We start from the raw sequence: 18125 nt of genomic DNA, 5'->3' as shown, positions 1-18125 counted from the left end.
GGCGAACGCCCAACGAAGACAGCCGCCCAACCCGATCGTCCGCCCAGGACGATCGCCCTGGGCACACCGCAAGGCTCACCCCACAGCGACGACAAGCGCATCGAACCCATCGCCCGCCACAACATCGAGCGCACAACAGCGCAGCGCCCAGCAACCCCCACTGCCCTAGGCCGCCACCGACCCGGAAACCGTCACCGCCCCAGTCGGCTCAACCCGTCATCCCCAGCGCCCCGGGAAAGCACCACCTCGTCGGTATTCGCGAGCGCTTCCTTTCCTCGCTCGCTCGGCGGCGCAGTCGTCAGGTCGCGCAACCGAATCGGCGGCCCGAGGTCGATCAGCGTCGGCACGTACTCGGCCTTGTCCACCGTCCACTTCCCGCCGGCGCGGCTGAACCGGAACCGGGCCGCGACCCCTTCCTCCGTGGACCCGCGAGGTTCGTCGTGCCGCGCGACCTCATTGCCGAGCCCGAACGCCACCCACTTGCCGCCGACCTTCTGGAACGGCTGCACCACATGCGCATGGTGCCCGACGATCAGGTCGAGATCCGGCGACGCCGTCAGCTTCTGCGCCAACTGCTTCTGCTCAGCAGTCACGTCATGCTGATACTCGACGCCCCAGTGCAGGCTCGCGATCACGACCTCCGCCCCGGCCGCCTTCGCCTCGCGCGCCGCGGCGAGGATCTCGTCGGGGTCGATTTCGTTGGCCAGCCAAGGTTTCCCGGCAGGCCGCTTGATCCCGTTGAACCCGAACGAGTAAGACAACTGCGCGACCTTCACCCCGTGCACGTCCAGGATCAGCGGCTTCCCTGCCTCCTCAGCCGAACGCGCGGACCCGGTGTGTTTCAACCCGGTCTGGTCGAGCTTGTCCAACGTCCGCTGCACACCCGCCGCGCCCTGGTCGAGCGTGTGGTTCGACGCGGTGGAGCACGTGTCGTATCCGGTGTCCTTCAACGCGTCCGCAATCTCCGGCGGCGCGCTGAACGACGGATACCCGCTGTACGGCCCGCCTTCTGGCGCGAGCGGCGTTTCGAGGTGGCAGATCCCCAGATCCGCACCGGACACCAGCGGTTTGACCCCGGCGAACAGCTGCCGGTAGTCGATCTTCCCGCCGCCGTCCGCCTCGGCCTGCTCGGTGAGCCGAGGGTGGATCAGCACGTCCCCGGTCGCCACGACGGTGAACGAATCCGGCGAAGCGGCCGCCGACGACGATGCCGGTCCGGCCGAGGACCGTTGCGGGGCGGCTTCGCTCCCACACGCCGTCAGCATCAGCGCGACCCCGGCGAGGGCGGCGGCGCGGCGCGTGTTCGTCATGATCATCCCCTTTGCCCGGCTGCCCGGCACATCCTTCCTCATCACTCTTGTGGGTTAACACCCCGGTCGTGACCAGGGGAAACGCTCAGGCTAGGCAGTCGGCGGGCTGTCCGCGAGCCAGCGCCGGGTCGGTCTGGTCGAACGTGCGCGCGACGCCTGGACCGGACGTGCGCGTCTCGAACCGGACCGTCACCCGGCCGTGCCCCGCGCCCTGCACCCACCCTGTGCCGAACTCGGCATGCACCACGTCGTCGCCCGGGCGCCATCCCGACGACGACACTGGCGCGCTCCCGCCCGGCGACGGCGCCGAAGTGACCACCGGCTCCTCCGTCGCGGCGGGCACGGTCAAGCTGAACAACGCGTCCTGATGCGGCACTGAAAGCCCGCTGAACGCGACGCCCGCCAACCGCACTCCGCCGAACTCCTGCGGGTCGAGCAACAGCCGTTCCGCAGTAGCGGCAAGCTGTTCGAGGTCATCGGTGGGCGACGCGGTGGTCTCGGAGCGGGTCACCGTGCTCATGTCGGTATGCCGCAGCTTGATCACCACCGTGCGCGCGACGCGCCCCGCCTTCACCAGCCGGGAGTGCGCACCAGCCGCGATTTTCCTTACCTCGGCGCGCAATCGGACGAGATCGACCACGTCGACGTCGAAGGTCGTCTCCGCGCTCACCTGTTTGGCTTCGCCCCGTTCCGCGACCGGACGGTCGTCGAATCCGCTCGCCAGCCGCCGCAAATCGCGGCCGACCACGCCACCGAGCGTCGACACCGCGTCCGGCTCGGGCAACGCCGCCAACTCGCCCAAGGTGAGGACACCGATCGTGCGCAGTTTGGCTTCCGCGACCGGTCCGATCCCCCACAACGCGCGCACCGGCAGCGGAGCCAGAAACTCGCGTTCGGTCCCGGGAGGCACGACCAGCAAACCGTCTGGCTTCGCGCGATCCGAGCCGATTTTCGCGACCTGCTTGCCAGTCCCCGCCCCGATCGACGCAGTGAGCCCAGTCCGCTCCCGGATCCGCGCCCGCAGTTCCTCGGCCCACCCGGTCACCTGCTCGACCGACGCACCAGCCAGCGCGGGCGGTTCGGCGAACGCCTCGTCGAGGGAAATCCGTTCCAGCACCGGCGCGACCTCGCCGACGACATCGAAAACCTGCTTGCTCAAGATTTCGTACAACCGGAACCGCGGCGGCAGCACCACGCCGCCGGCCGGGAGCAGCCGCCGAGCCTGGGACATCGGCATCGCCGACCGCACGCCGTACTCGCGGGATTCGTAGCTCGCCCCGGCGACGACACCGCGGTGTCCGGTACCGCCGACCACCACCGCGCGTCCGCGCAGCGTCGGCCGGGTGAGCTGTTCGGCGGAGGCGTAGAACGCGTCGAGGTCCAAGTGCACGACCCAGCGAGACATGTCAGGTTCCAGCGTCCAGGAGCCGTTGCAACGCCTTGGTGTAACTCTCGAACGCGGCGCGGCCCTTGCTCGTGAGCCGCACGAGCGTGACCGGCGTGCGGTGCTCGTAAGCCTTGGTGATCTCGACGTACTCGGCGTCCTCGAGCTTGCGCAGATGCGTCGAGAGATTGCCCGCGGTCATCTCCAGCAGCTGCTGCAGCCGGGGAAAGGTGATCTGGTCGGCCGGACGGAGCCCAGCGAGCGCGACCGTGACGCGCAGCCGCGCCTGGGCGTGGATGACGGGGTCGAGCTCCGGCAGCTCAGTCACGGGGCCGCACCACATAGACCAGCGCCGCGACCGCGAATCCGCCGCCGCCCGCGAGCGAAAGGACGAGGAAGTTGCCTGGCACACCGACCAAGACGCTCGCCCCACTGCACACGATGATCCAGCCACCGAGGAAGTACTGCCGCATGTCCTGCCACAGCGTCCCGCCGGCCAGGTAGAGCGCACCGGTCAGCAGCAGCGACGTGCCGGACCACAGCAGGGGAACGAGATCCGAGCCTTCGGGGAGGAGTTTCGTGATCCGGATGTCGATCAGGCTCATCCCGGCGAACGAGATCATCCACGCCCAGCCGTACATCGCGCCGATCCGCTGCGACGGCCCGCGAATCCCGCGGCCGCCTTTGCTGCCGTGCCAGGCGGAGTAAACGATCGCGCCCACCATGAGCACCGCGACGACGATCCCCGCGACCCAGCCGGGCATGAGCGCCGCCGATCGCCCGTCGGAGAGGTAGACGAGCCCCCAGCCGACCAGCCAGGCGAAGGCCCAGACGGCGAACAGACGCGCCGGGCTGACTCGCAGCTCCCGGCGCGTCCGTTCGTTCTGCCGGGCGATGAGCTCGAGCGATTCCGCCACGGACAGCGGCTCGCCTTCGTCCTCGACGGGGTCCCCCGCGTCGTTGTTCACCCCGGACCGCCCTTCCCCCGTACTGACCCCTCATGCAGCACGGAAGCTAACACGTCACGCGACCTTCACCGGGCCCAGCCGGAACCGCCGCACCACCACGAGCGCGGGCACGACCAGCCACGCCGCCAGCACGCCGACCGCGAGACCGAGCCCGCCCGCGTGATCCACCGGGAGCGTGCCGACGCGGCCGAGCCAGTACGTAGGGAAGAAATGCGCGAGCGCCGACATCCATTCCGGCAAGATCGACAGCGGCATCCACAACCCGCCGAACACGCCGAGCGGCAGCATCAACGCGCCGGTCATCGCGCCGACTGTGTCGCCCTTGCCGAACAACCCGAGCAGAAGCCCGAGCACCGCGAACGGCAGCGCGCCCAGCCACAACGAGAGCCCGCTGAGCAGCCACTGCGCCGGCGTCAACTGCACTCCGCGCAACGCACCAGCCACGAAGATCACCAGAACCACGGGCAACGCCATCGCCATCGAGGACGCGATCTTCACCGCGAGATAGCCGGGCCCGCGCATCGGCGTGAGCCGCAGTTGCCGCTGCCAGCCGTCCGTCCGCTCGGTCGCGACGCGGGTGCCGGTGAACAACGCGCCGCTCATCGCGCCGTACGCGCCCATGTTGATCATCGTGGTGACGCTCGCCTTGATGCCGTCCGGCCCGACCTGATCGCCGAACAACCCGCCGAACAGGAGAAACATGCCAAGCGGAACCACGATGGTGAACAACGCGAACTGCGGGCTGCGGACGATGCGCAGGATCTCCAGCCGGAGGTAGACGAGGTTCATCGGAGCGCTCCCTGCGGCTCGTCGGAGGTGAGGGCGAGGAAGGCTTCCTCCAGCCCCGCGGAGGTGATCTCGATCGAGCTGGCCTGCGGAAACGCCGCGAGCAACGCCCGGATCGCCAGGTCGGAGTCCGTGCAGCCCAGTTCCGTACGATCGCCCTGTACGCGTGCACTGGCGACCCCGTCGAGCGCGGCCAAGGCTTCCGGACGGGCGCCCTGTACGACTGCCCTGATCACTCGCCCGGACACATTCGCGCGCACCTCGTCGACTGCGCCGTCCGCGACGACCTTCCCGTGCCGCATCAGTACGACGCGGTCCGCGTAGTCCTCCGCCTCGGCGAGGTAGTGCGTCGCGAACAGAACGGTCCTCCCAGCCGCCGTGAACTCGTGCATCGACGCCCAGAATTCGCGCCGCGCGTCGACGTCCAACGCCGCCGTCGGCTCGTCGAGGATCAGCAGCTCCGGGTCGCCGGTGAGCGCGAGCGCGTACCGGACCCGCTGGAGCTGCCCGCCGGACAACTTCCCGCACCGCCGCTTGGCGAACTCCCCGATCCCGGCCCGCGCGTAAACCTCCTTGGCAGGCAGCGGATTCTCGAACATCGACCGATGCAACTCGACCAGCTCGGCCGGTGTGACGTCCCGCAGCAGGAACCCGTTCTGCACCATCGCCGCGAGCCGCCCGGAGTCGAGCGCCGCCCGGGGCGCACCGCCGAACACCCGCACGCTCCCCTCGTCCGGCGAGGCGAGCCCCAGCAGCATGTCGATCGTGGTCGACTTGCCCGCGCCGTTCGGCCCCAGCAGCGCGACGACCTCGCCCCGCCGCACCGTCATCGACACGCCGTCGACCGCGCGGACCTGCTTGAACTGCTTCACCAGGCCGGTCAGCCTGAACGCTTCCGTCATCTCGTCCCCCAGTGCTTCGCTGTCCTGAACTTTGTAACACAAAGTTGGTTGTGTTGAAAAGTAGTGGGCGATGCCGAGTCGTTCACCGTGGCAAGTGCCTGGCGGCTATGCCGGCTAATCCGGTTGCTCCCCGCGACCAGCCGCACTACCGTCCGGATTCATGACGATCTTCGCCCGCCGCCGCCTGTCCTGATCCCGGCACGACTTTCCGGGCCGCCCGCCATCGGGCGGCTCCCGTTCCGCGTGCCGGACCGCATCTCGTCCGGAAAGGACACTTTCGCCTCATGGGCAAGCACATCGTCGTGGTCGGCTGTTCCGCGCCGAGCCACATCTACCCGTCGCTGGGGATCGTCCGCGAACTGGTGCGACGCGGGCACCGGGTCAGCTACGTCGTCGGCGAACCGCTCGCCGAACTGGTCGGAGCGACCGGCGCGGACGTCGTCGCGCATCCCACGATCTTCCCGCTCGGTCCGGACGCGGAATGGCCGGAAGACCCGGCCGAAGCGATGCGCGTCTTCCTCGACGAGGCCATCGCGATCCACCCGCGGCTGATCGAAACCTTCGACCAGGACCGGCCGGACCTGCTGCTCTACGACATCGGCGGCCTTGGCGCCCCGCTGCTCGGCCTCCGCTACGACGTGCCCGCGGTGCAGCTCTCCCCCGCCTACGTCGCCTGGGACGGCTACGAGGAAGAACTCGCCGACGTCCTCGACCCGATCCGCACCTCACCGTCCGGAGTGGACTACGACCGGGCATTCACCGAGTGGCTGGCGGAAAACGGAGTCACCGAAGACGCCTGGACGTGGCTCGCGCGACCGGTGCCGATCCTGTCGCTGATCCCGCGCGCGATGCAGCCGAACGCCGACCGCGTGCCGGAGGACCGCGTCCAGTTCGTCGGCCCGTGCCTTGACCCGGCGCGCGCTGCGGAGCACTGGACACCGCCGTCCGACGGGAAACCCGTGCTGCTCGTGTCGTTCGGCACCGCGTACAACGACCAGCTGGACGTCTACCGGCACTGCATCACCGAATTCGAGGACTGGCACGTCGTGCTCTCGATCGGCAAGCACGTCTCGAAGGACGATCTCGGCCCGCTGCCGAAGTCGGTCGAGGTGCACGAAACGGTGCCGCAACTGGCGATTCTCGACGTCGCGTCCGCCTTCATCACGCACGCCGGCATGGGCGGCTGCACGGAATCCCTGTGGTACGGCGTCCCGACGGTCGCCATTCCGCAAGCCGTCGACCAGTTCGGCAACGCCGCGCAGCTGGAAGCGTTGGGAGTCGGCAAGCATCTGCCCGCGGACCAGGTGACCGCCAAGTCCCTGCGCGAAGCCGTCGATGAAGTCAGCAGTTCATCGGACGTTGCCGCGAGGTTGGCTGAGCTGCGCTCGGAAATCCGTGCCAACGGCGGGATTACCGCGGCCGCGGACGCGGTGGAGAAGTTCCTGAAATAAGTGCGAGGAGCACGTCGCGGTCGAACCATGCGCCGCCAGTGTGTTCCTGGTGCAGATAAGCACTGACCGCCCGGGCCTGGCAGCAACGCGCTGCCAGGCCCGGATCTGTCTGTGCGGCCCGGGAAAACCGGGTGATCAACGCGGTCAGGTCATCTGCCCGTCTTCTTCTCGCGACAACGGTGAACGCGTCGAACGCAGCCGTCCCGCGCCACCCGATCGGGTCGATCGCCAGCCACGGTTCCCGTCGCGCCCGCAGCACGTTCCCGAAATGCAGATCACCGTGCAGCATCGTGCCGGTCCGGTCATCGGCGAGGAACGCGATCAGTTCCCGCGCCCGATCAACCTCGCGCTTCGGCAGCAAACCTGGCATCGCCTGCTGATCCAGCTGCGCGAGCCACGGCCCGGTTGTCGAGGAGAGCGCCCGAGTCCCGGCCGGGGCGGGCACCGCCAGCCGACGGGCCAACTCGCCCGCGATCTCGGTCGCTTCCTCCACTCGTACTGTCTCCAGTGTCGCGGGACCGACGCGTTCGAGCAAAAGCGTGCTGCTGTCAGCAGAAGCCTCCAGCAGCCGAACCACCCCGGCACCGTCGAAGTGCTTCAACGCCGCCGCTTCCGCCGCACAATGCTGATGAGGAAACGAAATCTTGAGCGCGGCCGCCTGCCCGGCGCATTCGACGGGCAGCACCAACGCCGTCTCCCCGTGCAGCGGAGAGCCCGCGATCTGACAGTCCCACCTCACGCAGGCATCCTCGACCAACCCCGGCAGTTCCCGTAGCCAAGCCTCAGCCGCGGCACCCTCGCGCCGCCGCACCGCCTTCGCCAACCTGGCCGGTACGACGACGCTCATCAGGCCCGGATCTCGTTGAGGTAGTTGTAAATCGTGTACCGCGTCACCTCGAGCTGCGCGGCCAGGTGGTCCACCGCGTCCTTGATCAGGAAATACCCGGCCTCGTCCAGCTCCCGGACCACCGCCGACTTGTGGCGCTTCTTCATCAGCTCCACCGGAATCCCGGACTTCCCGATCGCGCGTCCGACGAGGAACCGTTGCAGGCTGTCGACGTCCGGCAGGAACGTCTCCTCCCGCCGTTCCTCCGACGTCTGCGCCGCCGCGGGCAGTTCGCTGTTCACGCACAGGCACCCGATCGCCGTACCCTCGGCGTCACGCAAAAACAACGTGGACGAACGGATCTCGCGACCATCCGGACTGTGCGTGCGGTAGTTGGTCAGGTCCTGCGTCGTGCCGCGCCGGACGAGCCCGAGCAGCAGATCCGTCATCGGCCCGCCGACCGAACGACCGGTGAGCTTCCCCGCGATCGCGACGATCGAATCCGGCAGCCGCGACAGGTCGTGCAGCAGCACCTCGTTGCCCGGCCCGAGCATCGCCGCCAGCCCGTCCACCGCCGGAATCAGCGCGGTGAGCAGCTCATGCGTCGCGGTGCCCGCAGCCGACGCGACCGGCACGACCCGACGCGGCCGCAGCAGCGTTTCCAGCGCGTCCCGCACCTGTTCGGCAGCCGCGGCCGGGGTCGACGCGTGCGGCGACAACCGGACGTGTTCCGGACGCACCGTCGCCGCGATCCCCGCCGCCGTCAACGCCGCCCCGACCTGCTCGGCGGGCTTGTCCGGCAACGAAAACGCAAGAATCCCGGCCCGCCGTTCGGTCGCCGACACGATCTCCGCGCCGAACGAGCGCAGCACCTCCTCGAGTTCGCCGACGCGTTCGTCGATCCGGCCCGCGATCGCCGCGACGCCGGTTTCCTCGACCAGTTCGAGCGCCGCCGCGAACGCGCCGGACGTGACCGGGCTGAGGTTGGAGATCGACCAGCTCGCCGCGGTCGGGTCGGCCGGGTGGATCTCGTTATCGAACAAGCCAGGGTCGCGCGCGCCGGTCCAGCCGGACAGGATCGGGTCCATCCGCGCCAGCGCCCGGTCGGACAGCACCGCGAACCCGGTGCCCCAGCCCGCTCGCAGCCACTTCTGCCCGCCGACCACGAGCACGTCGGCGACCTCCCACGGCGCGTCGACGACCCCGAAGCCCTGGATCCCGTCGACCACCAGCAGCCGATCGCCGGCCACCTCGCGCAATGCGGCGAGGTCAGCCCGGTAACCGGTGCGGAAATCGACCGCGCTCACCGAAACGACAGCGGTTTCCGGCGTGAGCGCTTCCGCGAGACGGTCGGCGGTGACGTAACCGCCCTCCAGCCGCCGCATCCGTACGCGTCCGGCCTGCTCGGCGCGCGCCCACGGGTACGTGTTGGCCGGGAACTCCGCGGCCGACACGAGTACTTCGCCGTGGCTGTTGAACGCAGCCTGGAACAGGCCGAGGCTGGTGTGCGGGAGCAGCACGGTGTGGTCGGTGTCGCTGCCGCAAAGCCGTGCTGCCGCCGCCTTCGCCCGGATTTCCTGCCGCATCAGCTCGTCCACAGTGGACGGACCGGCCTTGGTCGTCGCCTCCAGCAGCCGCGCGGTGGTGTCTAAGACGGCGTGCGACGGCGGCCCGAACCGCGCGAAGTCCAGGTAGCCCGCGGGCTCGTCGAACTGGAGCAGGTACCGGGGCGGAATGCGGGTCACGAGAGGACCCGCGCGAGGAACTGCCGCGTCCGCTCGTGTTCCGGGGACTTCAGCACCCGCTCCGGCGGCCCGGTTTCGACCACCGCGCCGTCAGCGAGGAACACCACCTCGTCGGCGGCCTCCGCGGCGAAAGCCATTTCGTGCGTCACGACCACCATCGTCATCCCCTCCCGAGCCAACGTACCCATCACCGCGAGCACTTCCCCGACCAGCTCCGGGTCCAGCGCGGACGTCGGCTCGTCGAACAGCATGAGCTTCGGCTTCATCGCCAGCGACCGTGCGATCGCGACGCGCTGCTGCTGCCCGCCGGACAGTTGCCCTGGGTAAGCGCCCGCTCGGTCCGCGAGCCCGACCCGGTCGAGCAGGTCCAGCGCCTCTTTCCGGGCCTGCGCCGGGTCGGCGCCGAGCACCCGCACCGGTCCCTCGACCACGTTCTCCAGCGCCGTCCGGTGCCCGAACAGGTTGAACCGCTGGAAAACCATGCCGATGTCCCTGCGCTGCCGCGCGACGTCCTTCTCCCGCAGCTCGTACAGCTTGCCGCCGCGCAGTTTGAACCCGATCGGCTCGCCGTCCACCCAGACCTGGCCGCCGTCGATCGTCTCGAGATGGTTGAGGCAGCGGAGAAAAGTGCTCTTCCCCGCTCCCGACGGCCCGAGCAGGCACACCACCTGTCCTTTGCGGACCTCCAGGTCGATGCCCTTGAGCACCTCGGTGTGCCCGTAGTTCTTGCGGACCCCGACAGCTTTCAGCAGCGGTTCAGACACGCGCACCCCTCACCAGCGGCATCCCCTTGAACGCCTTCCCGACCCGCGCGACGGGACTTCGGTCAGCTGCCCCGAACGATCGTTCAAGGTAATGCTGGCCGACACCGGCCACGGTCACCACGACCATGTACCAGATCGCCGCCGCGATCAGCGTTTCCATCACCAGCAGGTTGTTCGACGAGATGTTGTTGGCCGCGTGGATCAACTCGGTCACGCCGATCACCGAAGCCATCGACGTGCCCTTGAGCATGTTGATGAAGTCGTTGCCGGTCGGCGGGATGATCACGCGCATCGCCTGCGGCAGCACGACCCGGCGCAGTGTCGCGCCAGGCGTCATGCCGATGGATTTCGCCGCCTCGGTCTGCCCGGCGTCGACGCTGGTCAGCCCGGCGCGGACGATCTCCGCCATGTACGCGCTCTCGTTCAGCGCCAGCCCGAGCAGCGCCGCGGTGAACGCGCTGATCAGCACGTTCGTCGGCTCGTGGACGAGGTAGCCGCCGAACGGCAGCGGGATCGAGACGGTCGGGAAGATCAGCGCCAGGTTGTACCAAATCAGGATCTGCAACAGCACCGGAAGCCCGCGGAACAGCCAGATGTAGGCCGCCGCGAACCATTTCGCGACCGGGTTGGCGCTGAGCCGCAGCAACGCGATCAGGATGCCGAGCACGATCGCGATCGCCTGCGCGATCACCGCCAGCACGACCGTGTTGAGCAGGCCGAGCGCCATCACGCGGTAGAACACGAAGTCGGGTACCGAACCCCACTCGATCTGCGCCTGCGCGAGCGCGAAACCCAGCAGCACCAGCAGTGCGACGATCACCGCCGCGCTGACCCAGCGACCCCAGTGCCGCAGCCGGACGATCGGCAGCGGTTCAGCTTCCGCCATTGACGGCCGCCTCCTTGATCGCGCCCTGCTCGACGCCCCAGGACTGCAGGATCTTGCCGTACGTGCCATCGGCGACGAGCGACTGCAACGCCTGCTTGACGGCGTCGCGCAGCTTCGAGTTGTTCTTCGCGAAGCCCATCCCGTACGGTCCGCCCTCGATCGGCTGACCGGGCACGACCTCGAAGAACTTGCCGTCGCCCGCGGTGCGCGAGATGTAGACCGCGCTCGGCAGGTCGTTGAGAATCGCCGCGACGCGACCGGTGCGCAGCTGGTTCTGGTTCTGGTTGTCGCTGTCAGTCGCGGTGACCGTGATGGCAGGCTTGCCCGCCTGCGTGCACTTCGCGCTCTGCGCCGTGGCGAACTTCTGGTGACTGGTGCCCTGTACGACTGCCACGTTCTTGCCGCACAACGTGTCCGGCCCGGTGATGCCGTCCGGGTTGCCCTTGCGGATCATGATCGTGATGCCGGACGAGAAGTAGTCGACGAAATCGATCTGCTGCTGGCGTTCCTTGGTGTCGTTCATCGCGGCCATGGTCAGATCGACGCGGCCGGACTGCAGGCTCGTGATCAGCGAACCGAACGCCAGGTCCTGGTACGCGACAGTCACCCCGAGCTTCGCCCCGACCGCCTTGGCCAGATCGACCTCGTAGCCGATCGGCGTCTTGCCGTCAGCCGCGTAGAAGTTGTTCGGCGCGGACTGGATATTGGACGCCAGCCGCAACGTCTTGGCCTGCGCAACAGCCGGCGGCAGCCCTCCGGCGAGCTGCGGGTCGGCCTTGATCGCCCCGAGCAACGCAGTGTTGTCCGGAACAGCGCTCGGCTTTTGCTGCTGCCCGCCGCCGGCCCCGTCGGGACCTCCTCCGCAGGCGGCAGCGAACACGAGCAGACCGCCCAGCAGCGCGGCCTGCCAGGCACGGGAACGAAGCGACGACATGCGGATCCTCCAGGACGTCGTTGGTTCCGCGGGACGCTACAACTGGTTGTTAAAGAGGTCAACAAGCAGTTGAAATTCTGTCTCGTCTAGCGTGCGGACATGACCCTCGACGAGAGCTTCCGCCAGTTCTGGACCGAACGGCGGCTCGCGTCGCTCACGACAGTGCGCCCCAACGGAACACCGCACGTAGTAGCGGTCGGCGTGACGGTCGACTTCGAACAAGGCATCGCCCGCGTGATCGCCTCCGGGACCTCGTACAAGGCCCGCCTCATCCGCGCCGCCGGCGACTCGGGCTTGGCCGCCGCGGTGTGCCAGTTCGAGGGCCGGACCTGGTCGACGCTGGAAGGCCGAATCCGCCTCCTCGACGACGCTGCTTCCGTCCGCGACGCCGAAGAACGCTACGCCCAGCGGTACCGGACGCCGCGGGAAAACCCGCAGCGAGTGGTCCTGGAGCTCACCATCGGACGCGTGCTGGGCAACGCCTGAGATTCCGAACTCCAGGCGATCGCCCTGGTCAGTCGCCCTGGTCAGTCGCCCCGGCCGGTCGCCCTGATCAGTCGCCCTGGTCGGTCGCCCGGCCTGATCACTCTGGTCAGGCGCCCTAGTTAGTCGCCCCGACCTGTGGCCCCCCAGCCGGTCAGCCGGTGGGTTTGAGTCAGTCGTTCAGGTCGACCGTCCTGGTTGTCCGCCCGGGTCAGCCGCCCCCGTCATTCGCCTAGGTCGAACGTCCCAGGCATCCACCCGTCGGCTGCCGCAGGAGACTGCCCCAGTCATCCACGCCGAGCCAGTCGCCCCAGGCGGCCGTCCCAGTAACACATCCCGGTCAGTCGGTCAGTCGTCCCGGGCGGTCGCCCTGGTCGCCAAACCCGGCTAGTTGCCCCCGCCAGTCATCTCAGTCAACCGCCCCGCTCAGCCACGCTGGTCGGCAACGTCGGTCAAGCGCCCCGTCAACCGTCTCAGCCAACCGTCCTGGGCGATCGCCCCGGACGACTGCCCCAGTCACACGAACTGCGCCAGCAACCCTTCCGCACTGCGCACCACAACCTGCGCCGCAGCCCGCTCCGCCAACGCCCGGTCCGGCCGCTCCGCCTCATGCCGCCACCGCATCACCGCGTCAAGACCGGCCTCGTACATCTCGCGCGGATCCGTACCCGCCTCAAGCCCCAGCCTCTCCTCGGACGCCGTCCCCTCCGCGCCCAGCAACCGCACAGCTTCTTCCGCCGACTCCCCCGCCAAAGCCGTACGCCCGCCACGAATGTCCGCGATCAGCCGCAACTCGCGGAAGTCATGCGCGCTAGCCGAAAACCGCTCAACCCGCGCCGCAAGCCGATCACTGTGCGGTCGGGGCTCCGCGTTCAACACAGTCTCCAGCCGAATCAACGCAGTCCGCGCACGCAACGCGTCCGCACGCGCTGCGAAACAACCCGCGATAGTGTCGCGTAGCTCGCCAAGACCGCTGCGCCGCACCAGTTCCGTCGACAGCTTCACCCGGTCATCACAGCCGGTACGGATCAACGTCAGTGCAAGCTTCACCCCGAACAGCCCGAAGCGCACCACCAACGACCGTCGCGTCTCGACCGCCACCGGCCCCGGAAACGCCGGATCAGTAAATGAATCCACTGAGAGCAGATACCGCTCCAACTCCTCACGAGGCACGGCCGCGAAGGCCGCGAGAAGCTCGAACTCGTCGTCAGTGAACGCGCGCGCGCCGTACGCAAGCTGCGCCGCCACAGCGATCACGCCTTGAAACCCACTACACAGCGGGTCTTCGCGCCACGCGCGCCGCGCAATCTGCTTCGCAGTAAGCAGTGCGTCGATCCGCCCTGCGCCGGTTTCGTCCGCGCGCGCAAGCACAAGGATCGTGTCAACGGCCGTCTGCCGCGCGAACGCTGAAGGCGTTGTCGGGCGCAGCGTCGCCAACTGTTCGGGCTCAAGGTGGCGTAGCAGCCGTACGGATGCGTCAGTGAGCGTCGACGGAGGCGGCGCATCGAGAAACTCCAGATCGCGCAACGCCCGCGTCGGCCAATCCCCCAACGCCGCAGCCAACGTGGACTTCCCCGTCCCCGCAGCCCCTCCGATGCTCACCCGAAGCGGCTCGTCGAGATGATCTAGCGCTTCCCCCAGCAACGCCGAAGCCCTCGGACTGTCGCGGTAGTACGCACAAGCATCCACCAGAAGCGCCCGAACGTCCTCAACCACGCGCGACACCACTCCTCGCTCGACTCACCCGGCACAGCCCCGAACATCCTCGACTACCCGGCAACGTCCCGCTCACCGAGGCCCAAGCCCACCTTCACCAGCCCAGCCGTTATCTCCCGAAACACCCTCAACCGCCCAAGAACGGCGCTTTCCCGACGACTGAACCTTCCGCCAAGCAGCCGCATCTCCCGCGATTGGAGCGATGCAACCCAGCCGGAGCATGCCGTCACTAACCGATCGCACCCACACCCGACTTGCTCCAGCCCTATTGCAGCAAACGCCTCAACCGCGCCAAAGACCAACTCACTCCCACAATGCGGAAGTCCGCGCAGGGCTAAGGATGAGGCCGCCAGCGCTCAGAAACCGTGTCTCCTCCGACCAGCACCATCAGCCCGCGGAAAGCCGCCAGCACCGCCAAAAGCGCACCATGCGCGGCCCGCCAAGTCGAAGCCACGCAGACAACTCCTCCGCAGCTGGTCGGCCACCACCACTGCTCCCGCTAGCCGCGAACGCCCGCCAGAACCAAGCCCACGGCGCGGAGGTCACGCAGGCAACTCCTTGGGCGCCCGATTAGCCAGCATCCCCAACTCCCCGGCCCGCTTGTGCAAGCCCGCGAGCCGGTCGATCTCGCGCCGCAGCGCCGCGCTGCGCCGTTCCCGTTCGGCCGAACCGGCGATGATCATCTCGCGTTCTCGTGTCAGCTCGTCGGCGAGACTGTCGGCAAGCTCGGTGAAATGGTCCCGCAACCGTCGCTGCACGTGGCGGATCGCGTCGCGGCATTCCTTGCTGAACCGCAGGAACACGTCGTCGACGTGCCGCTGCGCGGTCATCTTGGCCACCGCCTGCCGACGTTGCAGCCGCATGCCGCCCTCGTCGCTGATCGTCTTCGCGGCGAACGCGACGCCGGCGCCGATCGACACCGGGTTGATCAACGGCAGCCCCGCGAGCCCGGTCACCAGGCCGAACATCAGCACGCCGCCGTACGAACCGCGCAGGCCGGTGAACGCCTTCTGCCCGATCTTGAACCGCTCGATCCGCGGCTGCCGCACCTCGGCGATCCGGTCCGCGCCGGAGTCGGTCAAGGCCAGTTCCGGCAGGTCGTATTGCGCGCCGAAGCTCACCGCCACCGCTTGTGCGATCCACTCCGCGCGTTCGGCCGCGAACGTGTAGGTCGTCTCGACCGCTTCCGCGAGCGTGCTGTCCAGCCACGGCCCGAACTCGTCCCACACCTTCACCGGGTCCCCGCGGTCGAAGGTCTCGTCGATGGTCTCGACGATCTTTCGAGTGCGTTCGCGCAGGTCGTATTCGGCGTCGGACTGCAGGTCGGCGATTTCGTCCGCCAGCAAGTTCTGCCAGCGGCTGTTGCGTCGGCGCAGCTCGTCAGCGCGACGTTGCGAACGTTGCAGCAACGTCGTCTGGTCAACGCCTGCTTCCTGCCCCGCTGCCTCGGCGCGCGCCCGCAACGTCTCGACCAGTTCGGCCGCCGCTGCGCGCACACTCACCGCCGCGAGCAACGCGGCCGTGCTCTCCGCCGGTCGCGAAACCTGCGTCGCGATCCAGGAAAGCAGCTCCGGGAACCCAGACCGCACGTTGAGGTCCTGATCGCCGCCCTTGGCCGCCGCGAAACGAACCGTCGCCGACACCGGCAGCACCGGCGAATCGATCCCCGCAGCGGACAGCGCGGTCCGGTTCTGTTCGGCGACCGTCCGCCATCCGGCGCTGACGTCGATCTTGGTCAGCGCGATGACCACGTGCGGACACCACGTCCGGATGTGATGGGCCAACGCCAGCTCGGCCGGATCCAGCGGAGCGGCTGCGTCTGAGACAAGAATGACCGCGTCGGCGTCCGCGAGAACGTCAAGAGCGGCAGCTGTGCGCGGCGACCTCGGATCGCCGATCGCCGGGGTGTCGATGAGCACCAAGCCCGCGGACAGCAGATCGCGCGGAACCCCGACCTCGACCTTCCGCAGCGACCCGGCCGGCCGGGCGCCCACCTCGCCGGTCAGCTTCTCGATCTCGACCGGGACGCGTTCGTCGGCGCGTCCGACGAGCGTCGCGCCGGGTTCGGCCGCGTACCCGACTTCGATCGGCACCGCGGGGGTCGCCGCGTCGCCGACCGGGCAGACCGGCGCATTGAGCACCGCGTTGACCAGGTAACCCTTGCCTTGCTTGGGAAAACCGAGCACAGCGACCCGCGTGCCCCCCGGCGGCCGGTCCTGACGCCGGCGAAGGCGTTGCGCCAGGTCTTCGCGGCCGTGCGTCCGGCAGGCATCCGAGGTCTCGGCGAGCACTTCGAGCCAAGCTGGAGCCGTCACGGCGAACCAGTGTCCCCCGTGTACGGGGAGTATCCGAACCGGGTGGTGGCTCCGCGGTCGCACCCAGACCGCGAAGCCACCCCCGAATTACCCTTGCTCAGAGGGAAATGTGCAGCTCACCGCCGCCGTGCGAGGTCTCCGCACCGGCGTGCAGGTCAAGGCCGAGGCCCTGGTGCCCGAGGTCGGAGACCGTCGAGACGGTGTCGTGCACCATGCCGACGCCCGCGTCGGTCCCGGTGTGCGTCTCGGTCGCGGCGTCGGAACGCTCGGACTCGCCGTGCGAGATGAGCGAGTGCGCCTGCTGGGTCACACCGTTCACCGCGTGGTTCAGCCCGTCGGCGCTGAGCGTGTTGCTCAGGCTGCCGACGTTCTCGGTGACGGTCCCGACAGCGTCGCTGACGTGCCCGGCGATCCCGCCGCCCGCCTCGGTCGCGTGGTCGGCGACCTGCGCGGCGGAGTTCGCGACCGGCAGGTCGCTGACGTTCACCGGGGAAGCCGCCGCGAGCTCGCCGCCGACGTGCTGCACCTGCGAGATGGCGCCGTCAGCCGCGGTGGCCGCCTGCCCGCTCGCCTGCGCGACCGCGCTGGAGTCCAGGCCGCTGGCCAGGTCGTTGCCCAGGGCGAGTGCACTGGCCGGGTTCTGCACCAGCGCGGTGACGGACGCGGCAGCGTTCTGCACGTCGCCCAGACCCGGTGCCGCGGGCAGCCCCGGAACGGCCGGGACGCCCGGCACAGCCGGAACCGACGGCAGCTCGCCGGCCACCGGCAGCGCCGGAACGGCCGGAACCGCGCTGGCGACGTCGCCGACACCAGGAAGCGCACCGACGCCCGGAAGAGCACCGGCACCCGGCAGCTCGCCGAGACCCGGCAGCTGGCCGACGCCCGGGAGTTCGCCGAGGCCCGGCACTGCCGGAAGCTCGCCAAGGCCCGGAAGCTCACCGGCGGCGGGCAGCGCCGAAGCGCCGGCCACGTCGCTCACGACGGGCAGCTCGCCAAGACCGGGGAGGTCGCCGACAGCAGGCAGCGCGCCCGCGCCCGGCAGCTCGCCGAGACCGGGCAGCTCGCCCACACCCGGCACCGCCGGCAGTTCGCCGAGGCCCGGCGTACCCGCGGACGCCGCGGCGCCGCCAGCCGAGACGCCGAGCGAAGCGGTGAGTGCCTGCAGCTGCTCGATCGCGCCCTGCGGGCCCTCGCCGAGCGCAGTGGTCAGGTCGCCCGCCTGGGGCAGATGTCCGAGCGAGGCCAGGTGGTCCACCGGCACGTAGTCGAGTACCAGCGGCGCGACCTCGTTCACATCGGCGGCGCTGATGTCGCCCAGCCCAGCGGCGGCCAGCGCGGCCTGCGGGTCCTGGCCGAAAGCGGCGAGCGCGGACGGGTCTTGGAGCAAGGTGAGCGTGAAGTCGTGCAGAGTCTGCACCGAATCCATGGGGGGATCTCCACTTGTAGTGATTACGGGGAATGCCCGGCCCTCCCCGGCCGGGCGTGGCGCCCAAGGTAGGGACGGGGCACCCCCGCTCACATCGGGGTTTACACCCAGTCGCGCCTCGCTCAGCCGTTAGGGGGTCGATATGAGATCGTTAGGGAGTTAGGGGATCGGACACGCTGAACCCGGTTGGGTTAAATCCCACCCCACTCTTGCCCGTCTGACCCGAACG

At 69.0% G+C, this 18125-nt stretch carries 16 protein-coding genes; 2 read left to right on the top strand and 14 right to left on the bottom strand.

Features of this window, described 5'->3' with window-relative positions:
* Positions 1-191 precede the first annotated feature (191 nt).
* The 6 genes from L3Q65_RS43875 to L3Q65_RS43850 form a co-directional block, all read right to left on the bottom strand.
* The gene (locus L3Q65_RS43875) at positions 192-1316 is read right to left on the bottom strand and encodes a CapA family protein (protein ID WP_370648243.1); all 1125 of its coding nucleotides are present in this window, start codon (positions 1314-1316) and stop codon (positions 192-194) included.
* Between the two features lie 79 nt (positions 1317-1395).
* Positions 1396-2715, bottom strand: coding sequence for a DNA polymerase IV (locus L3Q65_RS43870; RefSeq protein ID WP_237598273.1), 1320 nt, complete (start codon positions 2713-2715; stop codon positions 1396-1398).
* Position 2716: 1 nt separating this feature from the next.
* Positions 2717-3022: a transcriptional regulator gene (locus tag L3Q65_RS43865; RefSeq protein WP_116205832.1), complete on the bottom strand. Its 306-nt coding sequence runs from the start codon at positions 3020-3022 to the stop codon at positions 2717-2719.
* Positions 3015-3662: a hypothetical protein gene (locus tag L3Q65_RS43860; RefSeq protein ID WP_237598272.1), complete on the bottom strand. Its 648-nt coding sequence runs from the start codon at positions 3660-3662 to the stop codon at positions 3015-3017. Before L3Q65_RS43860 ends, L3Q65_RS43865 begins: the two co-directional genes overlap by 8 nt.
* Before the next feature lie 54 nt (positions 3663-3716).
* Positions 3717-4451, bottom strand: coding sequence for an ABC transporter permease (locus tag L3Q65_RS43855; protein ID WP_182892360.1), 735 nt, complete (start codon positions 4449-4451; stop codon positions 3717-3719).
* A complete protein-coding gene (locus L3Q65_RS43850) occupies positions 4448-5350 on the bottom strand; it encodes an ABC transporter ATP-binding protein (protein ID WP_182892361.1) in 903 nt (300 codons plus the stop codon). The genes L3Q65_RS43855 and L3Q65_RS43850 overlap by 4 nt, the downstream gene beginning before the upstream one ends.
* Positions 5351-5634: 284 nt before the next feature.
* Between L3Q65_RS43850 and L3Q65_RS43845 the strand changes: the two genes are divergently transcribed.
* Entirely contained in the window at positions 5635-6801 is a 1167-nt protein-coding gene (locus L3Q65_RS43845; protein WP_182892362.1) for a macrolide family glycosyltransferase, read from the top strand.
* On the opposite strand, the gene L3Q65_RS43840 is transcribed toward L3Q65_RS43845, so the two are convergent.
* Genes L3Q65_RS43840 through L3Q65_RS43820 form a run of 5 tightly spaced genes read right to left on the bottom strand, consistent with a single transcriptional unit; the run spans position 6761 to position 11956 of the window.
* Positions 6761-7648 (bottom strand): aminoglycoside phosphotransferase family protein, encoded by an 888-nt coding sequence (locus tag L3Q65_RS43840; protein WP_237598271.1) that lies wholly within the window; start codon positions 7646-7648, stop codon positions 6761-6763. The two genes, L3Q65_RS43845 and L3Q65_RS43840, sit on opposite strands and share 41 nt — an antisense overlap.
* Complete coding sequence (locus L3Q65_RS43835; protein ID WP_182892364.1) at positions 7648-9372, bottom strand: aminotransferase class V-fold PLP-dependent enzyme; 1725 nt, start codon at positions 9370-9372, stop codon at positions 7648-7650. Before L3Q65_RS43835 ends, L3Q65_RS43840 begins: the two co-directional genes overlap by 1 nt.
* Positions 9369-10136 (bottom strand): amino acid ABC transporter ATP-binding protein, encoded by a 768-nt coding sequence (locus tag L3Q65_RS43830; RefSeq protein ID WP_304504539.1) that lies wholly within the window; start codon positions 10134-10136, stop codon positions 9369-9371. The genes L3Q65_RS43835 and L3Q65_RS43830 overlap by 4 nt, the downstream gene beginning before the upstream one ends.
* Entirely contained in the window at positions 10129-11022 is an 894-nt protein-coding gene (locus L3Q65_RS43825) for an amino acid ABC transporter permease (protein ID WP_182892365.1), read from the bottom strand. The genes L3Q65_RS43830 and L3Q65_RS43825 overlap by 8 nt, the downstream gene beginning before the upstream one ends.
* Positions 11009-11956 (bottom strand): ABC transporter substrate-binding protein, encoded by a 948-nt coding sequence (locus L3Q65_RS43820; RefSeq protein WP_182892366.1) that lies wholly within the window; start codon positions 11954-11956, stop codon positions 11009-11011. Before L3Q65_RS43820 ends, L3Q65_RS43825 begins: the two co-directional genes overlap by 14 nt.
* Positions 11957-12055: 99 nt before the next feature.
* Between L3Q65_RS43820 and L3Q65_RS43815 the strand changes: the two genes are divergently transcribed.
* Positions 12056-12442: a pyridoxamine 5'-phosphate oxidase family protein gene (locus L3Q65_RS43815; RefSeq protein ID WP_182892367.1), complete on the top strand. Its 387-nt coding sequence runs from the start codon at positions 12056-12058 to the stop codon at positions 12440-12442.
* A 513-nt stretch (positions 12443-12955) separates the two neighbouring features.
* Here the strand turns inward: L3Q65_RS43815 and L3Q65_RS43810 are convergent.
* The 3 genes from L3Q65_RS43810 to L3Q65_RS43800 form a co-directional block, all read right to left on the bottom strand.
* Positions 12956-14155: a GTPase gene (locus tag L3Q65_RS43810; RefSeq protein WP_237598270.1), complete on the bottom strand. Its 1200-nt coding sequence runs from the start codon at positions 14153-14155 to the stop codon at positions 12956-12958.
* A 542-nt stretch (positions 14156-14697) separates the two neighbouring features.
* Positions 14698-16470 carry a dynamin family protein gene (locus L3Q65_RS43805; RefSeq protein WP_237598269.1) on the bottom strand — a complete coding sequence of 591 codons (1773 nt, stop codon included), beginning with the start codon at positions 16468-16470 and terminating at the stop codon, positions 14698-14700.
* A gap of 97 nt (positions 16471-16567) precedes the next feature.
* The gene (locus tag L3Q65_RS43800; protein ID WP_237598268.1) at positions 16568-17896 is read right to left on the bottom strand and encodes an IniB N-terminal domain-containing protein; all 1329 of its coding nucleotides are present in this window, start codon (positions 17894-17896) and stop codon (positions 16568-16570) included.
* Positions 17897-18125: the final 229 nt, after the last annotated feature.

The organism is Amycolatopsis sp. FU40 (assembly GCF_021903635.1).
Taxonomy (GTDB): domain Bacteria; phylum Actinomycetota; class Actinomycetes; order Mycobacteriales; family Pseudonocardiaceae; genus Amycolatopsis; species Amycolatopsis dendrobii.
Note: the sequence above shows the minus strand (reverse complement) of the source record. Positions and strands in the feature narration are given on the sequence as shown.